This window comes from Ruegeria sp. H3 (assembly GCF_056533095.1).
The window spans coordinates 240,639-259,797 of record NZ_JBQFOD010000002.1; the positions used below are offsets into that span (position 1 = coordinate 240,639).

Annotated in this window: 23 protein-coding genes and 1 tRNA gene; 12 read left to right on the forward strand and 12 right to left on the reverse strand. The window is 59.0% G+C overall.

The features are described from left to right. Positions 1-56: 56 nt before the first annotated feature. Complete coding sequence (locus ACR0JE_RS03795) at positions 57-758, reverse strand: hypothetical protein (RefSeq protein WP_480863092.1); 702 nt, start codon at positions 756-758, stop codon at positions 57-59. 219 nt (positions 759-977) lie between these two features. Between ACR0JE_RS03795 and ACR0JE_RS03800 the strand changes: the two genes are divergently transcribed. After that, a complete protein-coding gene (locus tag ACR0JE_RS03800) occupies positions 978-1,733 on the forward strand; it encodes a 3-hydroxyacyl-CoA dehydrogenase (RefSeq protein WP_480863094.1) in 756 nt (251 codons plus the stop codon). Between the two features lie 9 nt (positions 1,734-1,742). Beyond that, positions 1,743-2,285, forward strand: a complete 543-nt coding sequence (locus tag ACR0JE_RS03805; protein ID WP_480863096.1) for a sugar O-acetyltransferase — start codon at positions 1,743-1,745, stop codon at positions 2,283-2,285. Between the two features lie 6 nt (positions 2,286-2,291). Here the strand turns inward: ACR0JE_RS03805 and ACR0JE_RS03810 are convergent, their stop codons facing one another. After that, positions 2,292-2,621, reverse strand: a complete 330-nt coding sequence (locus ACR0JE_RS03810; RefSeq protein WP_480542598.1) for a winged helix-turn-helix transcriptional regulator — start codon at positions 2,619-2,621, stop codon at positions 2,292-2,294. Between the two features lie 123 nt (positions 2,622-2,744). On the opposite strand from ACR0JE_RS03810, the gene ACR0JE_RS03815 reads away from it, so the two are divergent. Next, the gene (locus ACR0JE_RS03815; protein WP_480863098.1) at positions 2,745-3,032 is read left to right on the forward strand and encodes a putative quinol monooxygenase; all 288 of its coding nucleotides are present in this window, start codon (positions 2,745-2,747) and stop codon (positions 3,030-3,032) included. 75 nt (positions 3,033-3,107) lie between these two features. On the opposite strand, the gene ACR0JE_RS03820 is transcribed toward ACR0JE_RS03815, so the two are convergent. The 3 genes from ACR0JE_RS03820 to ACR0JE_RS03830 all read right to left on the reverse strand — a co-directional run bounded on the left by ACR0JE_RS03820 (position 3,108) and on the right by ACR0JE_RS03830 (position 6,295). After that, a complete protein-coding gene (locus ACR0JE_RS03820) occupies positions 3,108-4,916 on the reverse strand; it encodes an ABC-F family ATP-binding cassette domain-containing protein (RefSeq protein WP_480863100.1) in 1,809 nt (602 codons plus the stop codon). A gap of 67 nt (positions 4,917-4,983) precedes the next feature. Further along, complete coding sequence (locus tag ACR0JE_RS03825; protein WP_480863102.1) at positions 4,984-5,724, reverse strand: GNAT family N-acetyltransferase; 741 nt, start codon at positions 5,722-5,724, stop codon at positions 4,984-4,986. A gap of 100 nt (positions 5,725-5,824) precedes the next feature. Further along, complete coding sequence (locus ACR0JE_RS03830) at positions 5,825-6,295, reverse strand: outer membrane protein assembly factor BamE (protein ID WP_480826833.1); 471 nt, start codon at positions 6,293-6,295, stop codon at positions 5,825-5,827. Between the two features lie 92 nt (positions 6,296-6,387). Between ACR0JE_RS03830 and ACR0JE_RS03835 the strand changes: the two genes are divergently transcribed. From ACR0JE_RS03835 to ACR0JE_RS03870, 8 genes are all read left to right on the forward strand, one after another. Further along, positions 6,388-6,924, forward strand: coding sequence for a YceD family protein (locus ACR0JE_RS03835; protein ID WP_480863105.1), 537 nt, complete (start codon positions 6,388-6,390; stop codon positions 6,922-6,924). Between the two features lie 206 nt (positions 6,925-7,130). After that, entirely contained in the window at positions 7,131-7,337 is a 207-nt protein-coding gene (gene rpmF / locus ACR0JE_RS03840) for a 50S ribosomal protein L32 (protein WP_480542586.1), read from the forward strand. Between the two features lie 24 nt (positions 7,338-7,361). After that, positions 7,362-8,450 (forward strand): phosphate acyltransferase PlsX, encoded by a 1,089-nt coding sequence (gene plsX / locus ACR0JE_RS03845; RefSeq protein ID WP_480863107.1) that lies wholly within the window; start codon positions 7,362-7,364, stop codon positions 8,448-8,450. A gap of 21 nt (positions 8,451-8,471) precedes the next feature. Then, positions 8,472-9,443, forward strand: a complete 972-nt coding sequence (locus ACR0JE_RS03850) for a beta-ketoacyl-ACP synthase III (RefSeq protein ID WP_353006724.1) — start codon at positions 8,472-8,474, stop codon at positions 9,441-9,443. Positions 9,444-9,539: 96 nt separating this feature from the next. Next, on the forward strand, positions 9,540-9,842 hold the full coding sequence (gene ihfA / locus ACR0JE_RS03855; protein ID WP_008755922.1) for an integration host factor subunit alpha: 303 nt from the start codon (positions 9,540-9,542) through the stop codon (positions 9,840-9,842). A gap of 18 nt (positions 9,843-9,860) precedes the next feature. After that, on the forward strand, positions 9,861-10,445 hold the full coding sequence (locus ACR0JE_RS03860; RefSeq protein WP_480542582.1) for a MerR family transcriptional regulator: 585 nt from the start codon (positions 9,861-9,863) through the stop codon (positions 10,443-10,445). A gap of 60 nt (positions 10,446-10,505) precedes the next feature. Then, positions 10,506-10,582: transfer RNA gene (locus tag ACR0JE_RS03865), tRNA-Pro, on the forward strand. Between the two features lie 61 nt (positions 10,583-10,643). Continuing rightward, positions 10,644-11,723 carry a 2'-deoxycytidine 5'-triphosphate deaminase gene (locus tag ACR0JE_RS03870; protein ID WP_480863109.1) on the forward strand — a complete coding sequence of 360 codons (1,080 nt, stop codon included), beginning with the start codon at positions 10,644-10,646 and terminating at the stop codon, positions 11,721-11,723. 3 nt (positions 11,724-11,726) lie between these two features. Here ACR0JE_RS03870 and ACR0JE_RS03875 read toward each other — a convergent pair whose 3' ends face one another. From ACR0JE_RS03875 to argS, 6 genes are all read right to left on the reverse strand, one after another. Continuing rightward, the gene (locus ACR0JE_RS03875) at positions 11,727-11,954 is read right to left on the reverse strand and encodes a hypothetical protein (protein WP_480542578.1); all 228 of its coding nucleotides are present in this window, start codon (positions 11,952-11,954) and stop codon (positions 11,727-11,729) included. A 64-nt stretch (positions 11,955-12,018) separates the two neighbouring features. Next, positions 12,019-12,669: an SMC-Scp complex subunit ScpB gene (gene scpB, locus ACR0JE_RS03880; protein WP_170530509.1), complete on the reverse strand. Its 651-nt coding sequence runs from the start codon at positions 12,667-12,669 to the stop codon at positions 12,019-12,021. Further along, positions 12,662-13,456: a segregation and condensation protein A gene (locus ACR0JE_RS03885; protein WP_480863111.1), complete on the reverse strand. Its 795-nt coding sequence runs from the start codon at positions 13,454-13,456 to the stop codon at positions 12,662-12,664. The genes scpB and ACR0JE_RS03885 overlap by 8 nt, the downstream gene beginning before the upstream one ends. Next, positions 13,446-14,453 (reverse strand): beta-N-acetylhexosaminidase, encoded by a 1,008-nt coding sequence (nagZ, locus tag ACR0JE_RS03890; protein ID WP_480863113.1) that lies wholly within the window; start codon positions 14,451-14,453, stop codon positions 13,446-13,448. Before nagZ ends, ACR0JE_RS03885 begins: the two co-directional genes overlap by 11 nt. Next, the gene (locus tag ACR0JE_RS03895) at positions 14,450-15,481 is read right to left on the reverse strand and encodes an SPOR domain-containing protein (protein WP_480863115.1); all 1,032 of its coding nucleotides are present in this window, start codon (positions 15,479-15,481) and stop codon (positions 14,450-14,452) included. Before ACR0JE_RS03895 ends, nagZ begins: the two co-directional genes overlap by 4 nt. 86 nt (positions 15,482-15,567) lie before the next feature. Continuing rightward, on the reverse strand, positions 15,568-17,313 hold the full coding sequence (argS, locus tag ACR0JE_RS03900; RefSeq protein ID WP_480863117.1) for an arginine--tRNA ligase: 1,746 nt from the start codon (positions 17,311-17,313) through the stop codon (positions 15,568-15,570). Between the two features lie 133 nt (positions 17,314-17,446). Here argS and ACR0JE_RS03905 point away from each other — a divergent pair, with 133 nt between their 5' ends. Beyond that, positions 17,447-17,998, forward strand: a complete 552-nt coding sequence (locus ACR0JE_RS03905) for a putative pterin-binding protein (RefSeq protein WP_480863119.1) — start codon at positions 17,447-17,449, stop codon at positions 17,996-17,998. On the opposite strand, the gene ACR0JE_RS03910 is transcribed toward ACR0JE_RS03905, so the two are convergent. After that, positions 17,999-19,141 (reverse strand): deoxyguanosinetriphosphate triphosphohydrolase, encoded by a 1,143-nt coding sequence (locus tag ACR0JE_RS03910; protein ID WP_480863121.1) that lies wholly within the window; start codon positions 19,139-19,141, stop codon positions 17,999-18,001. Positions 19,142-19,159 lie beyond the last annotated feature (18 nt).

Below are 19,159 nucleotides of genomic sequence, written 5' to 3' on the forward strand. Positions count from 1 at the left end.
AACGGCCACCATTTGGTGGCCGTTTTTTTTCTTGTGCCATTGCGAAGCAAGATGGTTTAGCGCTTTCCTTTGCCGCCACCTTTGCCACCGCCCTTGCCGGGACCGTCGCCGCCTTTGCCGCCACCCTTACCAGGGCCATCACCCCCTTTGCCGGGGCCTTCACCGCCCCCGTCTCCGGGGTTATCACCACCGCCATCACCGGGGCCGCCGCCACCATCGCCAGGACCGTCACCGCCGCCATCACCGGGATCGCCTCCGCCGTCACCGGGACCATCACCGCCACCGTTGCCGGGATCGCCGCCCCCATCTCCGGGGCCGTCTCCACCGCCATTGCCAGGATCGTCTCCGCCGCCATTACCCGGCCCTTGACCTCCGCCACCGGTATCACCACCATCGCCGTTTTCACCCGCACCCGGTGCGCCTTGTGATGGGCCATCCGAGCTGCGATCTTCGCCGCGATTGCTGTTCGGGTCGGAAATCGACGCCGTTGGCAAATCTGTCAACAAGGCAGCAAGACCCGGGCACATGGCGCCGGTATTCTGCAAGGTCGTCTCAAAATCCGCGCGCCTTTGCAGTTGCTTCAGAAAACTTGGCGTGACCTGCGAACAGGCGCAGAGTGCGGCGTAATCTCCGTTATTCGCCGCCGTGCGGGCGGTTTTCCAGTTACAGACTTCTGTTGCGGCAGCCGCGCTGCCTGCCATCAGAATTCCAACAAATGGCGCAATTGCAAATGCGCCCAGTTTACCTTTGGTACTCATTAACATTTTCAGATCCTCCTGACCTAGAAACACCCGAAGATGTCAGGTTATTCGATCAGCAGATGGTGGTGGTGCGTAAAAACTGGATGAGCGCAAGCTGAAGATTTCTTAACGTTAGGTCACGTGGCACCATAGTTCAGAGAGGCAGAGTCAATTGTCTGGACAGATCCCGCCTCACCCCGTTATTGAACAAATGTTCAGAAAAATTGGAGGGCCGCCATGAACCTGTCAAACACCGCTGCCATCGTGACCGGGGGCGCCTCGGGGCTTGGAGAAGCGACCGCTCGCCATTTTGGTGATCAAGGCGCACAGGTCACTATTCTGGACCGGGATCAGGATCGCGGCGCACAGGTCGCCCGCGAGATCGGAGGCCATTTTGCACAGACCGATGTGACCGAGGAAAGCTCGGTCTCGGCAGCTATCGCCACCGCAATGGAAAAAATGGGTCGGATAAATGCTGCGGTGAATTGCGCAGGCATCGCCTACGGTATCAAAACAGTGGGCCGGGACGGTCCGCATCCGCTGGACGCCTTCCAGCGTACCATCGACATCAATCTGGTCGGCACCTTCAACGTCTCGCGCCTTGCCGCGGTTGAGATGGCCAAGAATGAGCCCGAACCGGATGGCGCGCGCGGCGTGATCATCAACACGGCATCAATTGCAGCCTTTGACGGGCAAAAGGGCCAGGCGGCCTATGCCGCGTCAAAAGGCGGCGTGGTTGGGATGACCCTGCCGATGGCCCGCGATCTGGCCTCGACTGGTATCCGCGTCATGGCCATCGCGCCGGGTATTTTCATGACGCCGATGCTGGCGGGCCTGCCCGAAGAAGTGCAGCAACAACTGGCCGCTGACGTGCCCAACCCAGCCCGTCTGGGCGATCCAAAGGAATACGCCCGACTGGCCGGTTTCATCGTCGAGATGGGGTATCTGAACGGAGAGGTCATTCGCATCGACGGGGCGCTGCGGATGCGGTAAGTCTGCCCCATGACCGAACGCGAGAAAATGCAGGCTGGTGCGTGGTATTGCTGCCTCGACCCCGAGCTCGACGCCCTACGCGCCACAGCCCGGCGCGCGGTTCACGCACATAACTCGTGCGATCCTGATACGCGCGGCAACATGGACCCGGCGCTGCATGCGCTGCTGGGTGATCCGGGTTCCGATTGCTATGTCGAGGCACCGTTTCACTGCGCCTATGGCCTCAATATTCACCTGGGCAAACGGGTCTATTTCAATGCGGGCTGCGTAGTTCTGGATACAGCACGGGTGCAGATCGGCGATGACACGATGTTCGGGCCTCAGGTGCAAATCTATTGCGCGCAACACGCCAAAGACCCGGCAGAGCGCGGACGCGGCCTGGAAATCGCACTACCAGTGACAATCGGCAACAACGTCTGGGTCGGCGGCAGCGCCCTTATCCTGCCTGGAGTTACAATCGGCGATAACGCCATCGTCGGCGCGGGTGCTGTGGTCACAAAGGATGTAGCCGCCTGTGAAACCGTTGTTGGCAACCCTGCACGCCCTCTCTGACAATGCTCAGATCAAAACGCGGTTTTGTCCCCAATCGGCGAGTGCCTCAATCACAGGGCCCAATGCTTGCCCCTTGGGTGTAAGGCTGTATTCGACCTTGGGCGGTACCTCCGGATAGACTTCGCGATGCACGATTCCATCAGCCTCCAACTCACGCAGTTGTTTGGTCAGGCTGCGCTGGGTCACGGTTCCCAAAGCGCGTGACAACGCACTAAATCGCATGGTTCCACCCAGCAGATGGTAGATCACCAAGCCCTTCCATTTGCCCGATATTTGTTCCAGACCCGCCTCAACCGGGCAACCACCGCTGCAATCATATCGTTCGAACCGATCCATATTTGGCCTCTTGTTCTTATAGTATACAAATAGTGCCTACCTGCACATATTGTGCGTTCTTGCGTAGTTGACGTGTATGTCACATATCCCAGGTCATCGCAAAAATCACCCATAGGATACATCATGGCCTTGACTGTTCTCGCCCAGATCACCGCCCATCCCGGCGAAGAAGACCTTGTGCGCGCCGAGTTGGAAAAGTTGATCCCGATCACGCGCGGTGAGGAGGGTTGCATTCAATACGACCTGCATATCGACACAACCAATCCTGGCTTCTTTGTCTTTTACGAAAACTGGGAATCCCGCGAGCTATGGCAGGCCCACATGAACGCTCCGCACCTCGCCGCCTATATGGAGGCGACTGAAGGCAGTGTTGCTGATTTCGTGCTGAACGAGATGACGCGGATTGGTTAAACAGACACCAGAGAAAGCCCGAGGGCACAGAGCCTCGGGCTGCGCGCGAACAGGGTAAATGCGTTCGTTGAGCGACTAACCCGCCTCGGCTTTCTCTTCTAGCGTAAGCCACTCTTCCTCGGCCGCGGCCAGCTTATCCTGCCGTTCGACCAGAGCGTCGGTTGCTTTCTGAAACTTGACCGGCTCGCGGGTGAACAGTTCGGGATCGGCCATCAATTCTTCCAGCTTGGCAATCTCGGCCTCAAGCCGTGCAATCTCGGCTGGCAGTTTCTCAAGCCGGTGTTTTTCCGAGAATGACAGGCCTGATTTCGGCTTTGCCTCTTGCTTTATCTTCGGCTTAGAAGTTTTTGCTTTTTCTTCCTTTTTCCCAGGCACGTCGCCACGCTGCGCGATGTAGTCTGACCATCCCCCCGCATAAACCGTGGCCCGCCCGTCGCCTTCCATGGCAATGGTTGTCGTCGCGATGCGATCCAGAAAATCCCGGTCGTGGCTGACCAGCAGAACAGTGCCGTCATACTCGTCCAGCAGCTCCTGCAGCAAATCCAGTGTTTCCACGTCCAGATCGTTGGTTGGTTCATCCAACACCAAAAGGTTCGAGGACTTGGCCATTAGTTTGGCCAGCTGCAACCGCGCTTTCTCGCCCCCGGACAGAGATCTAACGGCGGCGCGGGCCTGTTGTTCGTCGAACAGGAATTCCTTCAGGTACCCCACCACATGTTTGGGCTGCCCGCCCACCATCACCTGATCGGCCTTGCCAGAGACCCGCATTTCGGGATCGCCGGTCAGGCTGTCCCACAGGGTCATCTCCGGGTCCAATTGCGCGCGGGCTTGGTCGAATACGGCCACCTCAAGATTGGTGCCCAAGGCGACAGAGCCCTCATCCGTTGGTTCCTGCCCCAATAGCATTTTCAGCAGGGTGGTCTTGCCCACACCGTTGGGGCCCACAAACGCGACGCGGTCGCCGCGTTGCACCAGCAGATCAAAGTTTCGCACAATCTTCTGAGTGCCAAAAGACTTGGCCAACCCCTTGGCTTCAATCACCTTTCGGCCGGATTTTGGCCCAGCCTCAAGCGTCATCGCAGCAGAGCCCTGGCGCTTGATCTGCGCTGCCTTTTCGGCCCGCAAGGCCTGCAGTGCCCGCACCCGGCCCTGATTGCGCTTACGCCGAGCGCTGATCCCTTCGACGGCCCATTTGGCCTCGGATTTGATCAAACGGTTCAGCTTGTGGCGCTGCTGATCCTCTTCTTCCCAGATCTTGTCGCGCCAGGCTTCAAACGCCTCAAAACCCTGCTCCTGTCGCCGCACGGCACCGCGATCGATCCACAGTGTCGCCTTGGTCAAAGCGCGCAAAAACGCGCGGTCATGCGAGATCAGCACAAAAGCTGCACGAGTTGACCCCAATTCGCGTTCCAGCCAGGCGATGGCTTCGATATCCAGATGGTTGGTCGGCTCGTCCAATAACATCAAATCCGGTGCTTCGGCCATCAGCTTGGCCAAGGCTGCCCGCCGCCGCTCACCGCCCGAGGCGGTTTCGACGGCGCGGTCGGGATCGAACTTCAGCCCCTCGCCCGCGCGTTCCACCTTGTACAGCTCGCCGGGCTCCAACCCGCTGCAGGCATAATCGCCCAGCGTGGCAAACCCCTCCATTCCGGGGTCCTGTTCCATATACCCAACGGATTTTCCGGGCGGCACGGTGATTTCGCCCTGATCCGCCTCAACCAGACCGGCCATCACTTTCATCAATGTGGATTTGCCCGACCCGTTCCGCCCCACAAGCGCGACGCAGTCGCCGGGCTGAACCACCAGATCAAGCTCGGAAAATACCGGATCACCCCCGAAGGTCAGGGAAATGTCGGACATCTGCAACAAAGGAATTCTCGCCATGACCGCCAGCTAAACCGGCAGGCACAAGGCGTCAACGCCCCGCTTCACCTTTTCGGAAATACGCGACCTACCCGGCCACCGCGCGCAGCAGACGTTTCCGCGCCGGAGGGATCGACCCAATTTCCAGCCCAGTGAACACGTGCAACGTGTTCATATGCCGGTCGACCACCGCATGATCGCTGACCCAGCCCCCCATCATCAGATAGGTCCGCAACAAGGGGGGCATTCGCAGCATCGCCTTTTTCGCATCCGGTCTTCGCCGCAACCGGGCAGCAAAGCGGAAGACATCCGGCGCTTTGACCCGTGGCAACCACCGTTTTGGGGCCAGATGGCGATGTTTCAGCATCGCAAACGCATCGAGATAATGCGCGGTCTCGGTTCCTGCGAATGAGGAACAGCCAAACAACATTTCGATCCGGTTCTGGTCGACAAAGGTGGTCATGGCCCCCCACGCGACGCGCAGTATATCCGGATCGCTCCAGTCCGGATGGATGCAGAACCGCCCCATCTCGACCATGCGGCCATCGAAATCTTCGAGGCTGGAGAGATCATAGAACTGGACAGAATAGCTGCGCCCGATATCCGCACCATTTGCCATGGTCAGCATCCTAAAACAGCAAACCAACTGCCCATCGGCCCGCAAATCCTCGACCAGAACATGGGCGCAGGCGGCATCAAACGCGTCCGTATCGATCTGATCCGTTTCAAAGGCCAGGGTTCTAAGTCGCTGCGCTGCTTTCAGATCATTGGCACTTTGCGCCAGTCGCGCTTGATAGCGTCCCTTGCTTAACAAGACGGCATTGGTCATCGTCGCTTCCTCCGCGCTTGCGGACCGGATTTCTGAACTACGCTCCCGTTACCACAGAAGATGTGACCGTCATGTGAAGCAGACAAGACGGTCAGCGATATTATTCGGACGCACCCGGAATGTTCGCCGGGTTGAAGTTGCCGATATTGCCAAGCAGCTGACGCAGGAAGCCTGTGTCGCTGACGCTGGATTCGGTCACACGGCGTTCCAGCGGAATCACAAGCCCGTCTTCAAGCCCGAATCTTTCGATATTCCGGACCACGCCGCGCTGATCAAAGCTGATCGCGACCAGCTCTCGCGAAACGACCTCGGGCCGTTTGGGACCGTAGTGGCGCACGCGCGAGCGCACATAATAGAAGCCAGAATCGTTCACGACCCCGGATATGCCGGGGGCGCCGATGGCCTCGGTCACACTGTCGCGCGTGTCGGTCCCGACCTTGATTTCGGCCAGTTCATCCGCAGGCGGCACATAACCGTGATTCCTGAAAATCGGCGTACAGGCGGTAATCGCAGTAAGGCAGGCAAGGAACGCAACTGTTCGCAACGCCGTTTTCGACCTATTTCCAACCATCAACTTGCTCACCCTCTTGCCTTGGCCTCTTGCGGCTTCTATCCGATTACAGAAACCGCAGCCACGGTTCAACACATAGAAAGGCTCAGGACATGGGCAACGTTACATCCCTGCGGGTGGCCGACCTGCCACAAAACACACCAACCTCGTTTGAGCTGCGCCCGGAAAAGGACACGCTGGAGGCAATCAAACAGGATTTGGGCCTGCTTGGGCTGCGCAAACTTAGCTTTGCAGGGCAAGTGCGCGCCGATGGCAAGCGCGACTGGGTCCTGACCGGCACATTGGGTGCAACGGTGATCCAGCCCTGTGTCGTGACGCTGGAACCGGTGACAACTCGGATCGATATGCCTGTTTCACGCCTGTATGTGGCCGATTGGTCCGATCCGGATGAACCGGAATACGAAATCCCGGAAGGCGACGAGACTGAGCCGCTTGGGGCCGAGATCGCCCCTGAGATCGTAATGATCGAAGCACTATCGCTGGCCCTGCCCCAATACCCTCGCAAGGACGGGGCCCAGATGGGTCAGGCTGACTATACAGAACCCGGCAAACAGGCGATGACAGATGAAGATGCCAAACCCTTTGCTGGGCTGGCCGAACTGCGGGATGCGCTGAAAAAAGACGAGTGACAGAGCCTTGATTTCCTGTCATAGCAGGCGGTCAGAAAAATCGCTTGATCATGACGAGAATCGCAGTATTTTCGCGCGCTCATCGGATTTTAGGTTGGACAACGTGGGGCATGTACCCTAAACGCGCGTCAAACCACGATAAAACGAAATATGAAACCCGGTCGGCAGCGAATCTGCTGGCCCACAGTCAGACAAAGGTTGAGACCATGGCCGTCCAACAGAACAAAGTTTCCAAGTCGCGTCGCAACAACCGCCGCGCACACGACGCTCTGGTTGCTGCAAACCCGAACGAATGCCCGAACTGTGGCGAACTTCGTCGCCCGCACCACGTCTGTGGCGCATGTGGCCATTATGATGACCGTGAGGTGATCGCACAGGCCGACGAAATCGACCTGGACGAAGACGCGGCCTAAGCCTGATTGAACGCTGGCCCGGGAATGACTGAACAGCCCACGCACGCCGAACGGATCACCATCTCGGTTGACGCTATGGGGGGGGACGCAGGTCCCGCAGTTGTTGTTGCAGGCCTTGCGCGATCAGCAAAGAAGAACCCCAATATCGGGTTTCTGCTGCATGGTCCCGAAGACGCGCTGCGCAAGCTCGTAGCGAAACGGCGCGTCCTGGATGGTCGCGTCGATTTTCGTGATTGCACCGACGTTGTCACGATGGAAGATAAGCCCAGCCAGGTTGTTCGCAACGGCAAACAGACGTCGATGTGGTCGACACTGGAAGCCGTGCGCCAGGGCGAAGCACACGGGGCGGTTTCGTGCGGCAACACTGGTGCCCTGATGGCGCTGTCGATGATGCGCCTGCGCAAATTGCCGGGCGTAAACCGTCCGGCGATTGCGATCCTTTGGCCTTCGCGCAATCCTCAGGGCTTCAACGTGATGCTGGATGTGGGCGCCGATGTCCGAGCCGATGCCAAGGACCTGCTGCAATATGCGCTGATGGGGGCCTCTTACGCCCGCAACGGGATGGCGCTGAACCGTCCCCGGATCGGCCTGCTGAACGTGGGCACCGAGGAACATAAAGGCCGGGCCGAGTTGAAAGAGGCGCATTCCCTGATCGCCGATTTTGCCGATCCCGCAAACTTCGATTTTGTGGGCTTTGTCGAAGGCAGCGATATCCCCGGTGACAAGGCAGATGTGATCATAACCGACGGGTTTACCGGTAATGTCGCCATCAAGACAGGTGAAGGCACCGCCAGCCTGATCGGCGATCTGCTGCGGCAGGCGTTCAAATATACGCCTCTTTCACGTCTTGCATCGATTTTGGCAATTACTTCGTTGCGGCGTTTGAAGAAGCGTATCGATCCTCGACAAGTTAACGGCGGGGTGTTCCTTGGCCTGAATGGCACAGTCGTGAAATCGCATGGAGGTGCGGACGCAACCGGTGTTTCGGCAGCAGTCAAACTGGCCTTTACACTAGCCGAGTCGGGATTTGCCGAAAAATTGGCCGCACGGGTTGCATCAACAGCCCAGCTTGCACAAGATGCCGCCCATGCCGCGCCGCAGGCGGAAGAATAACAAAGAAGGCAGTACCCAAGAATGGCAGGCCGTTCAGTCGTTGTAGGTGTGGGGCATTATTTGCCCGAACGTATCGTCCCGAATTCCGAGTTCGAACGAACCTTGGATACGTCGGACGAATGGATCCGAACGCGCTCCGGTATCGAACGCCGCCACTTTGCAGCCGAAGGGGAAACGACCTCGGATATGGCCACCAAAGCTGCCGAGGCCGCCCTGGCCGATGCGGGTCTATCGGTTGATGATATCGATGCCATCGTGCTTGCAACCTCAACCGCCGATCTGACCTTTCCGTCTGCTGCCACGATGGTGCAGTCTCGCTTGGGCATGACGAGAGGATTTGCCTTTGACGTACAGGCGGTCTGTGCCGGATTCGTCTATGCGATGACCAATGCCAATGCGCTGATCCTGTCGGATCAGGCAAAACGGGTTCTGGTGATCGGGGCCGAGACATTCTCTCGAATCATGGACTGGTCGGACCGGTCAACCTGTGTGCTGTTCGGAGACGGCGCAGGCGCGTTGATCCTGGAACGGCAAGACGGCAATGGCACCTCCGACGATCGCGGGATTCTGGCCACCGATCTGAACTCGGATGGGCGCTACAAGGATCTGCTCTATGTCGATGGTGGAGTGTCGACCCAGACCACCGGCTATCTGCGAATGAAGGGCAACCAATTGTTCCGACAAGCGGTTGAGCGTTTGACCTCAACCGCCGAAACCTGTTTGGAAAAAGTTGGGCTGAAACATGAAGATGTGGATTGGATCGTGCCGCATCAGGCTAATATCCGCATCATTCAGGGCACCGCCAAGAAACTGGGTGTGCCAATGGATCACGTTGTTGTCACCCTACAGGATCACGGCAACACTTCGGCGGCCTCGATTCCCTTGGCCATGTCCGTGGCCAAGCAGCGCGGGCAGTTCAAACCGGGCGATTTGCTGGTGACAGAGGCGATCGGTGGCGGTTTGGCCTGGGGATCGGTCCTTTTGCGCTGGTAACAAGCGCATTCCAGCTTACACAGCCGCACGCAATTCATTGATATTGACAGTGAATTTGCCCTGACCCTATGGTTTGGTAGCAACAGGGGAAAAAACATGGGCGACAAAACACTGACCCGAATGGATCTGAGCGAGGCCGTCTTTCGCGAGGTTGGCTTGTCACGCAATGAAAGCGCGCAGCTGGTCGAAAGCGTTCTGAACCACATGTCCGATGCGCTTGTGCGTGGCGAACAGGTCAAGATTTCGTCTTTTGGCACCTTCAGCGTTCGGGACAAAACCGCCCGTATCGGTCGCAACCCTAAAACCGGCGAAGAGGTTCCTATTCAACCCCGCCGCGTTCTTACCTTCCGCCCGTCGCATCTGATGAAGGATCGCGTCGCCGCCGGGAATCGCAAATAACGCCGGAGCTCTGCGGACATGAGCAAATCCCCCGACGCATTTCGCACGATCTCTGAAGTTGCGGATTGGCTCGGTGTACAGGCCCATGTTCTGCGATTCTGGGAAAGTCGGTTTACTCAGGTCAAACCCGTCAAACGCGCCGGAGGTCGGCGTTATTATCGCCCGAACGATATGCTATTGCTGGGCGGCATCAAGAAATTGTTGCATGAAGATGGGGTGACGATCAAAGGTGTTCAGCGGATTTTGCGCGAACGCGGCGTTGCCCATGTCATCGGGCTGTCCCATGGGCTGGACGAAACACCCGTGGATGAACCCCAAACTTCTGACGACACTGTCGTCCCCTTCTCAGCTGCGCCTGCATCTGAACAAATCGATATGGACCTTGATGCGCCAGCTGCCCCCCCTGAGGGCGCACCCGCAGAACCGCTGCCCGCTCCCGAGCCGCAAGAACCGGTGCTCGATACGGCACCTCTTACAGGTGGCCTGACGTCATTGGTCTGGAATCGTACCGAATTTGACGCCGATCTTCTGAACAAAATCGCACCCATCGCACGGGACCTGCGCAGCTGGCTGGACCGGGTCGAAGCCAACACGGCGGGATAGGAAAAAGGCATTGTTTTCCTCTTGCCCCTGCCGGGAATTTCTTTATGAACACTCCAACGTCGGGCTATGGCGCAGCCTGGTAGCGCGTCCGTCTGGGGGACGGAAGGTCGCAGGTTCGAGTCCTGCTAGCCCGACCATATCACACCGACGTTTGTGGCACATTGGCCAGATCCCGCTCTGGCATCAGGGGGGATCGGAATGACAGGTGTATGCCCAAACCAGCAGATCGAAGCGATGATCGTGCGCGGTGAGATTACTGCCACACCGGATGTCATCCCTGCCCAGGTGCAGCCAGCCAGCCTTGATTTACGTTTGGGAACAGTGGCTTACCGAGTTCGCGCATCCTTTTTAGCTGGTGAAACCCGATCCGTCGCCGACCGTCTGACCGAATTCGAAATGCATCGGATCGACATCACCAACGGGGCCGTTCTAGAAAAAGGCTGCGTCTATCTGGTGCCGCTGATGGAATCGCTGGACCTGCCCGGCCATACCAGCGCCGTGGCCAATGCCAAAAGCTCGACCGGGCGGCTGGACCTGCTAACCCGCACCATCACCGATGGCGGGACCGAGTTTGACCGTATTCCGGCAGGTTACACCGGGCCACTTTATGCCGAGATTTGCCCTCGTTCCTTCTCGGTCCTGGTCCGCCCAGGCATGCGTCTGAACCAGATCCGATTTCGTCAGGGTCAGGCGGTTCTAACCGACGCCGAACTGAACGATCTGCATGCTGAATCGCCGCTGGTCGATGGCCCTGCTGTCATCCAAGATGGGCTGGGTTTCTCGGTTGATCTGCAACTGCCGGATACTGATCTGGTCGGCTATCGTGCCAAGCCGCATACGGGCGTTATCGATCTGGACCGGATCGGCGAATACGACCCGCAGGAATACTGGGAAGAGGTGCGCACAAAGGATGGGCGCATCATTCTGGATCCCGGTGCCTTTTACATCTTGGTCAGCCGCGAAGCAGTGCATATCCCACCGATGTATGCCGCCGAGATGGCCCCCTATCTGGCCATGGTCGGAGAGTTCCGTGTGCACTATGCAGGCTTCTTCGATCCCGGTTTCGGCCATGCCGAGGCTGGCGGTGCCGGATCACGCGGTGTGCTTGAGGTTCGCTGCCACGAGGCACCTTTCGTGCTGGAACACGGGCAGGTCGTCGGGCGATTGGTCTATGAGAAAATGGCCGAGATGCCCACGCAACTATACGGCGCTGGCATCGCATCGAATTATCAGGGACAAGGCCTGAAACTGTCCAAGCATTTCAAGGCGATAAGCTAGACTTCAGAACTTCATGAACCGGCGCATCTGGCGCGTTACCCGATGTGCTTGCCTTAGGTTCTTCGCGTGACGCGGCGCACTGGCATTCTTCGGCGCGCCCGTATTCGAGGGTGCCTGATCCGGGTTCCCGCCACGACGACTGGCCATATCGATGCCCTTGTCGATTCCTTTGTTCACTAGGCGCCGCATGACCTGTCGCACGATCATGTCGATGATCCGATTGGCGTTCATTGCTCAACTCCGTTTCCTATGCCTCAAGATAGCGTTCATCTGCGGCAACAAAAGGGCCGCTTGATCACTCTTCCTCGAACAGCTCAGTCTGATCCTCGTCCTCTGCCTCGTCCTGCCCCTCGCCCAGCGGCATGGCTCCTGGTGGCGGGCGGTTTTCAAGCAGCCCGGCAGCGCGCAATTCCTTGAGCCCCGGCAGATCACGGGCGTTTTCGAGACCGAAATGATCCAGAAACTCTGGCGTCACCACAAAGGTCACCGGACGACCTGGTGTCATACGGCGACGGCCCAGTCGAATCCACTCCATTTCCAGCAGCTGGTCAATCGTCCCGCGCGACACGGAAACCCCCCGGATTTCCTCGATCTCGGCCCGGGTGCAGGGCTGGTGATAGGCCACGATGGCCAGCGTCTCAATCGCTGCGCGGCTCAGCTTGCGGGTTTCAACCGTTTCCTTCTGCATCAAAAATCCGAGGTCGGGAGCGGTGCGGATCGCCCAGGCCTCACCCACCTTGACCACGCGCACGCCGCGCCCTTCGTACCGTTTCTGAAGCAGTTCAACCGCCTGCGCCGCATCGCTGCCATGCGGCATCCGCGCCTCAAGATCGGCAACCGTCACTGGCGCAGCGCTGGCGAACAGCACCGCTTCGACCATGCGTTCCTGCTCGGCCAGCGGGGGCGCTTCAAACAGGGTGCCGGTCTCTTCGGGTGTGTCAGTCACGTGTTTCGGTCCTCTTGCGCAATTGGATCGGAGCAAAGGTCTCGCTTTGCTTCATCTCCATATGTCCTTCTTTCACCAACTCCAGAGAGGCCGCAAAGGTTGCGGCTGTGGCCGAGCGTCTGCGAACTGGATCAGCCTCCCACCCCTCCGGCAGGTAGGTCTCCATATCGGTCCAAGCTCCGGCAAATCCGATCAGCGGGCGCATCCGTTCCAAGGCTTGTTCCATGGTAAACACGGCATCACGGTCCATTACAAATGGCCGGAACTCGTCCCGTGTGCGGATCCGGGCATAGCCTTGCATCAGGTCCAGCAGCGTCGCGGAATAGGTCACCGTGCGGATGCGGGTGACATCCTCGCCCTGCCCGCGCTTGAAGAAATCACGCCCCAATTGGTCTCGTGCCATGAGACGTGCGGCAGCATCTCGCATGGCTTGCAAGCGTTCCAGCTGGAACGCCAGATGCGCGGCCAGTTCCTCGCCCGAGGGACCTTCGTCATCCGGGTCGGGCGGCAGCAACAGGCGGGATTTCAGAAAGGCCAACCAAGCGGCCATGACCAGATAATCCGCCGCAAGTTCGATCCGTAGCGCGCGGGCCTTTTCCACGAAGGCAAGATATTGCTGCGCCAATGCCAGAACCGAGATTTTCCGCAGATCCACCTTTTGAGTGCGCGAGAGGGTCAGCAGCACATCCAAAGGGCCTTCGAACCCATCGACATCAACGATCAGTGCCTCGGCGGCCAGTCGGTCGGCGACCGAGACCGGGTCTTCGCTGAAAAGGTTATCGTTCATATACCTGCCCGCCCATTAGGGCAGATAGTTCCGCTTCGGTGGCCTCGATGTCAAGTTCCTGCGGGGGTTTGCGCATCGCCAAGGCCCGTTCAGCGCGGGCCTGAGCAACATCGGTCATCTGACCGGCGGCCTTAAGCACCTCGGCGCGTTCCATCAAGCTGGCATTGCAGTGCAGAACCACGTCGCACCCGGCCTCTATCGCCTGACGCGACAGCTCAGCCGCCGAGCCGCTCAGCGCCTTCATCGAGATATCGTCGGTCATGATCAGACCATCAAAACCAATAACGTCTCGGATCACCGTCATCATTTCGGGCGAGATGGTCGCCGGGAGCGGGTCAATCTGCCCGAACACCAGATGCGCGGTCATGCCCATCGGCAGATCGTTCAACGCGCGAAACGGTGCGAAATCAGTCTCTTTCAGCTCCTCCAAAGGCAGATCGACCAGAGGCAATTCAAAATGAGTGTCCAGCGTTGCACGTCCGTGACCCGGCATGTGTTTAACCACGGGCAGAACACCGCCATCCAGATGCGCCTGCGCCACGGCACGTCCGATCTTGCCGATGGTGTCCGCATCTTCGCCGTAACACCGGTTGCGCAGAAACGCATGAGTCTCAGCCCGGGCCAGATCCAATGTGGGTGCGCAGTTGCTATCGATCCCGAGCTCGAACAGCTCATGCGCGATCAGGCGATAGCGCAAATACATGGCCCGATCAGCCTGTTCTCCGGCCCGCTCTGCATGATCCAGCGGAGGCATCCACTCGCGGGCCAGAGGCGCGCGCAGGCGCTGAACGCGCCCGCCTTCCTGATCTATGGTGATCGGACAATTACGTCCGACCGCCTCGCGGAAATCATCGCATAAAGCCCGGACCTGATCGGCGCTGTCGATGTTACGGGTAAACAGGATGAACCCAAACGGGTTCATCTCGTGGAACAAGGCCCGTTCGTCGTCGGTTAGCCGCAGTCCCTCAGCATCGGTGATCGCAGCGCCAAATGTCACCGGACGGCGACCGGGATGCAGTCAGCACCTTGTGCAACGAGTGCGGCACAGAACTGACGAGAATCGCTCAGATCCTCGAACCCCAGAACGCGCAGCCGATAGAAGGTGCGTCCTCCGCTTGAGGTTTTCTGGATAACACGCTGTTTTCCATCCATATACTCACCAAATTGGCCGCTCAGACGCTCCCATTCGGCTTTTGCCACATCCGGGCTTTCAAAGGCGCCCAACTGGGCCAGACGGGTTCCTTTGCTCAGCGTATCGGGGTCGATATCCAGACCAACAGCCGCCTTCACAGCCGCATTGATCGAGGCCTCAGAGCTATCGGCAGCAGGCGCACGACGCGCCGGGCGCGTATGCGGACGCAGTGACCGGCGCACGCCGGGCAGTTCCGCAATCGCCGGGTCTGGCAGTGCTGCAGCCAGATCGGCCGGGTCGATGGCGGGTTCTTCCTCGGGCGCGACAAGGGATGCAACCTGCACACCCGGTGCGGCCTCTTGATCGGCTCGCGCCGCCTCGCCTGCCAGTTCTGCCACCAGAGCATCAACCGCGTTTTGCCGCAGCGCCGCGGCTTCCTGGTTCGAGATCGGTTCTTCCACCACATGCAACGCCGGAGTGGGCTGTAATTCGCCTGCTGGCAGGTCTTCGTCGGTCAACGAGACCGGACGCGGTGCAAGGATCAGACGATCCGCAGGGGCCGCAGCCGTACCTTCGGCAGCCACAGCGTTCACCGCCAGCCCCTGATGATCGGCAGGTCGTCCGCCGGGATTTTCAGGCTGGATACGCATCGGACCTTCGGCAGCGCGCACAACTGGTACACCGCTGACATCGCGCATCACCAGCTTGTAGCTCCAGACACCAACACCGGCGACCAATGCCAACGAAGCCACCGCCCCCAGAACATTCACCATCCGCGCGAGCCCAAACGCACCGCGTGGTTCATCCTCGGGATAGACATCCTGAGCCTGTGATTGATTCGTATAATGCATCTGCTCGGGGTCGTGATGCCCCGAGTAATCGTAACTCGCCATGTTGCCTCACCGCCCGACTGCGCCTGAAATCAAAGCGCGCGGGTCATTTCTTGTCTGCCTCAGACCGGCGGTTCGGGCGGTATTGGTTACCGCATCTCCTGCGCCGGAGTAACGCCAAGAATACCCAAGCCTGCTGAAATCACAACAGAAACGGCACGCGCCAATGCGATTTTCGACTGGCTTGTGGCAACATCGCCATCCTGAATGAAACGCAGCTGGGTTTCTTCGTTGCCCTTGTTCCACAGAGCATGAAAATCCCCTGCCAATTCATACAGATAGAAGGCAACCCGGTGCGGTTCATTGGTCCGCGCAGCAATCTCGACCAGCCGTGGCCATTCCGCCAATTTCTTGGCAACCGTCAGTTCGGATGCGTGATCGTTTTTGCTAAGATCCGCGTTCGACAGCGCCGCATCATCAGCAGCAATCTCGGCCTCGGCGGCGCGACGCAGCACGCTCATGACTCGGGCATGCGCGTATTGCACGTAGAACACCGGGTTCTCGCGGCTCTGCTCCAGTACCTTGTCGAAATCGAAATCCAGAGGCGCGTCGTTCTTGCGGGTCAGCATCACGAACCGGGTCACATCCGGTCCGACCTGATCGACCACATCGCGCAGGGTTACAAAGTTCCCGGCCCGTTTGGACATCTTGAACGGCTCGCCATTTTTCCACAGCTTCACCAGCTGGGTCAGCTTGATATCCAGCGGCACTTTACCGTCAGACAGTGCCGAGACGGCTGCTTTCATCCGCTTGACATAGCCACCGTGGTCCGCACCAAACACGTCGATCAGCGCGTCAAAACCACGGCTGACCTTGTCGTAGTGATAGGCGATATCCGGGGCGAAATAGGTCCAGGCGCCATCCGATTTCTTGACCGGGCGATCGACGTCATCGCCATGCTCGGTCGATTTGAACAGGGTCTGCTCGCGCGGCTCCCAATCCTCGGGCTTTTTGCCTTTGGGCGGCTCCAGCACGCCTTCATAGATCAGACCCTTGTCGGTAAGCGACTGCAGTGCGGTCTCGATCCGGCCTGTGCCATAGAGGGATTTCTCCGAGAAGAACACGTCCATCTCAACGCCCAGCGCCTTCAGGTCCGCGCGGATCAGGTCCATCATCGCGTCGGTCGAAAACTCGCGCAGATCTTCCAGCCATTCGCTCTCGGGCTTGTCGATCAGGCCATCGCCGTATTTCTCTTTCAGAGCCTCGCCGATCGGGATCAGATAGTCACCGGGATAGAGGCCCTCGGCAATCTCGGGGCTCAGACCATTGGCCTCGCGATACCGCTCGTAGGCGGACCGCGCCAGCACATCGACCTGCGCGCCTCCATCATTGATGTAGTATTCACGCGTCACGTCGTGGCCGGAATAAGCCAGCAAACTCGCCAAGGCGTCCCCAAATACCGCCCCCCGCGTATGACCAACATGCAGCGGGCCAGTCGGGTTGGCCGAGACATATTCCACGTTAACCTTCTGCCCCTGCCCCATGGTCGAGCGGCCATAGTCGGTGCCCTGCTCCAACACCGCCGCCAACACGCCCTGCCAGACCGACGGTGCAAGCCGCAGGTTCAAAAAACCCGGGCCAGCAACTTCGGCACTGGCGATCCGTCCGTCTGCGGCCAGCTTCCCGGCCAGAACATCCGCAATGTCACGCGGCTTCATCTTCGCCGGTTTCGCCAGCACCATCGCCGCGTTGGTCGCCATGTCGCCATGCGCCGCATCGCGCGGAGGCTCGACCGCCACGTTGTCAAAGCTCAGCCCCTCGGGCAGCGCGCCTTCGGACTGCATCTGCGCCAGCGCGTCCAGTACCAGGGCGCGGATCTCGGAAAACAGGTTCATTACGGATGTCCTTTTGCTTGCCGGGCGGTTTACCACGCAAGGCGTGAACGTCAATGGATCGCGCAAGTTTGCGCTTGGCTTCAATCCATAGCCCGCTAGTCTCGATAGGGCCTGACTAACCGGAGACTACCTTATGCGCCTTGCCCTACCCCTTGCCCTGCTGCTGACAACCTCGCTGCCTGCGGTGGCTGAGATGCCCACCCCCACCGATCACGTCCTACTGACGCTTGGTGGCGCGGTGACCGAAACCAATCTGCCGCCCCGTGGCGAGAATGACGGCGGTCTACTGGGCTTTCTAGATGTTCAGCACAAGGGCGCCGCCGGTTTCGACGCAGCAACTCTGAACAGCATGGAACAGGTCGAGATCACTATCGCTTACGGCCCCGAAGGCAACCAGCGACAGATCGCTTTTTCCGGACCTCTTTTGGCAGATGTTATGACATTGGCGGGCGCTGTCGGCAAAACCGCAAAACCCATGGCCATGGACGGCTATCAATCGGAGATTTCTTGGGACAGCATCACGTCACATCAACCCATCTTGGCCACGCATGCTGACGGGTCCCCGATGGGGATCGGAGGCTATGGCCCAACGATGATCGTGTTCCCTCCGACAGATGATGAAGAACTGGCGCAAGAACAAGCCGGGCAACAGGTCTGGGCGCTGGCTTACATCGAGGTTGAATAGTCAACGCCCGGTCAGCCGAGCGTGATCCTGCAGCGCGAACCGATCCGTCATCCCAGCGATATAGTCAGACACGATCCGGGCCAGAGCAGTTTCATCCTGCGCAGCCTCGATATCCTCATGCCAGCGCAAGGGCATCTGTTTGGGATCATTGAGGTAAATCGGAAACAGTTCCTCAACAACCGCGCTGACCTCGGCCCGAACCTGCATCACGCTGGGCGCGCGGTACATGCGCGCAAACAGGAAGGCGCGGATCTCTTTCAGTTGCGCCCAAAGAGCAGCTGAAAACTGGACCACCGGATGGGCGAGATGGCGGATATCCTCGACCGTCTGCGCCCCAGACTGGTCGATCAGGTCCCGGGAGGTGTCGATCACATCCGAGACCATCACCCCAAACACCCGCCGCAACGCCTCGTGCCTGCGGCGATAGGGGTCCAGACCCGGATACTTGCGATCCACCTCAGCATAGCAATCCCCCACGATGGGCAATTGCTGAATGTCCTTATCCGTGAACAGATCAGCACGTAAGCCATCCAGCAGATCATGATTGTTATAGGCAATGTCGTCTGACAACGCCGCAACCTGCGCCTCGGCGCTCGCATGAGTGTACAGTTCCAGATCGAAACCAGCATTGCACTCTGCCAAGGCCCAAGGAAGCTCTGCGACAACCGGCCCGTTGTGTTTGGCAATGCCTTCCAGACATTCCCAAGTCAGGTTGCAGCCGTCAAATTCAGCATAGTGTCGCTCCAGCCTGGTGACGATCCGAATGGCCTGTGCGTTGTGGTCAAAACCGCCATAGGGCTGCATCAATGCGTGCAGGGCGTCTTCACCGGTATGCCCAAACGGGGTATGGCCCAGATCATGCGCCAGCGCCACCGCCTCGGTCAGTTCCGGGTTGAGGCAAAGCGCACCGGCAATCGTACGCGCCACCTGAGCGACCTCGATGGAATGCGTCAACCGGGTGCGATAGCTGTCGCCTTCGTGTTCGACAAAGACCTGCGTCTTGTGTTTCAGCCGCCGAAAGGCGCTCGCATGAATGATCCTGTCCCGATCCCGCTGAAAGCATGATCGGAAACTGCTTTCTTCCTCTGGCACAAGCCGCCCCCTGGCGCGGCCTGGATCCGAGGCAAAACCCGCTCTGTCCAAAGGTCTTGTCCTTGTCGC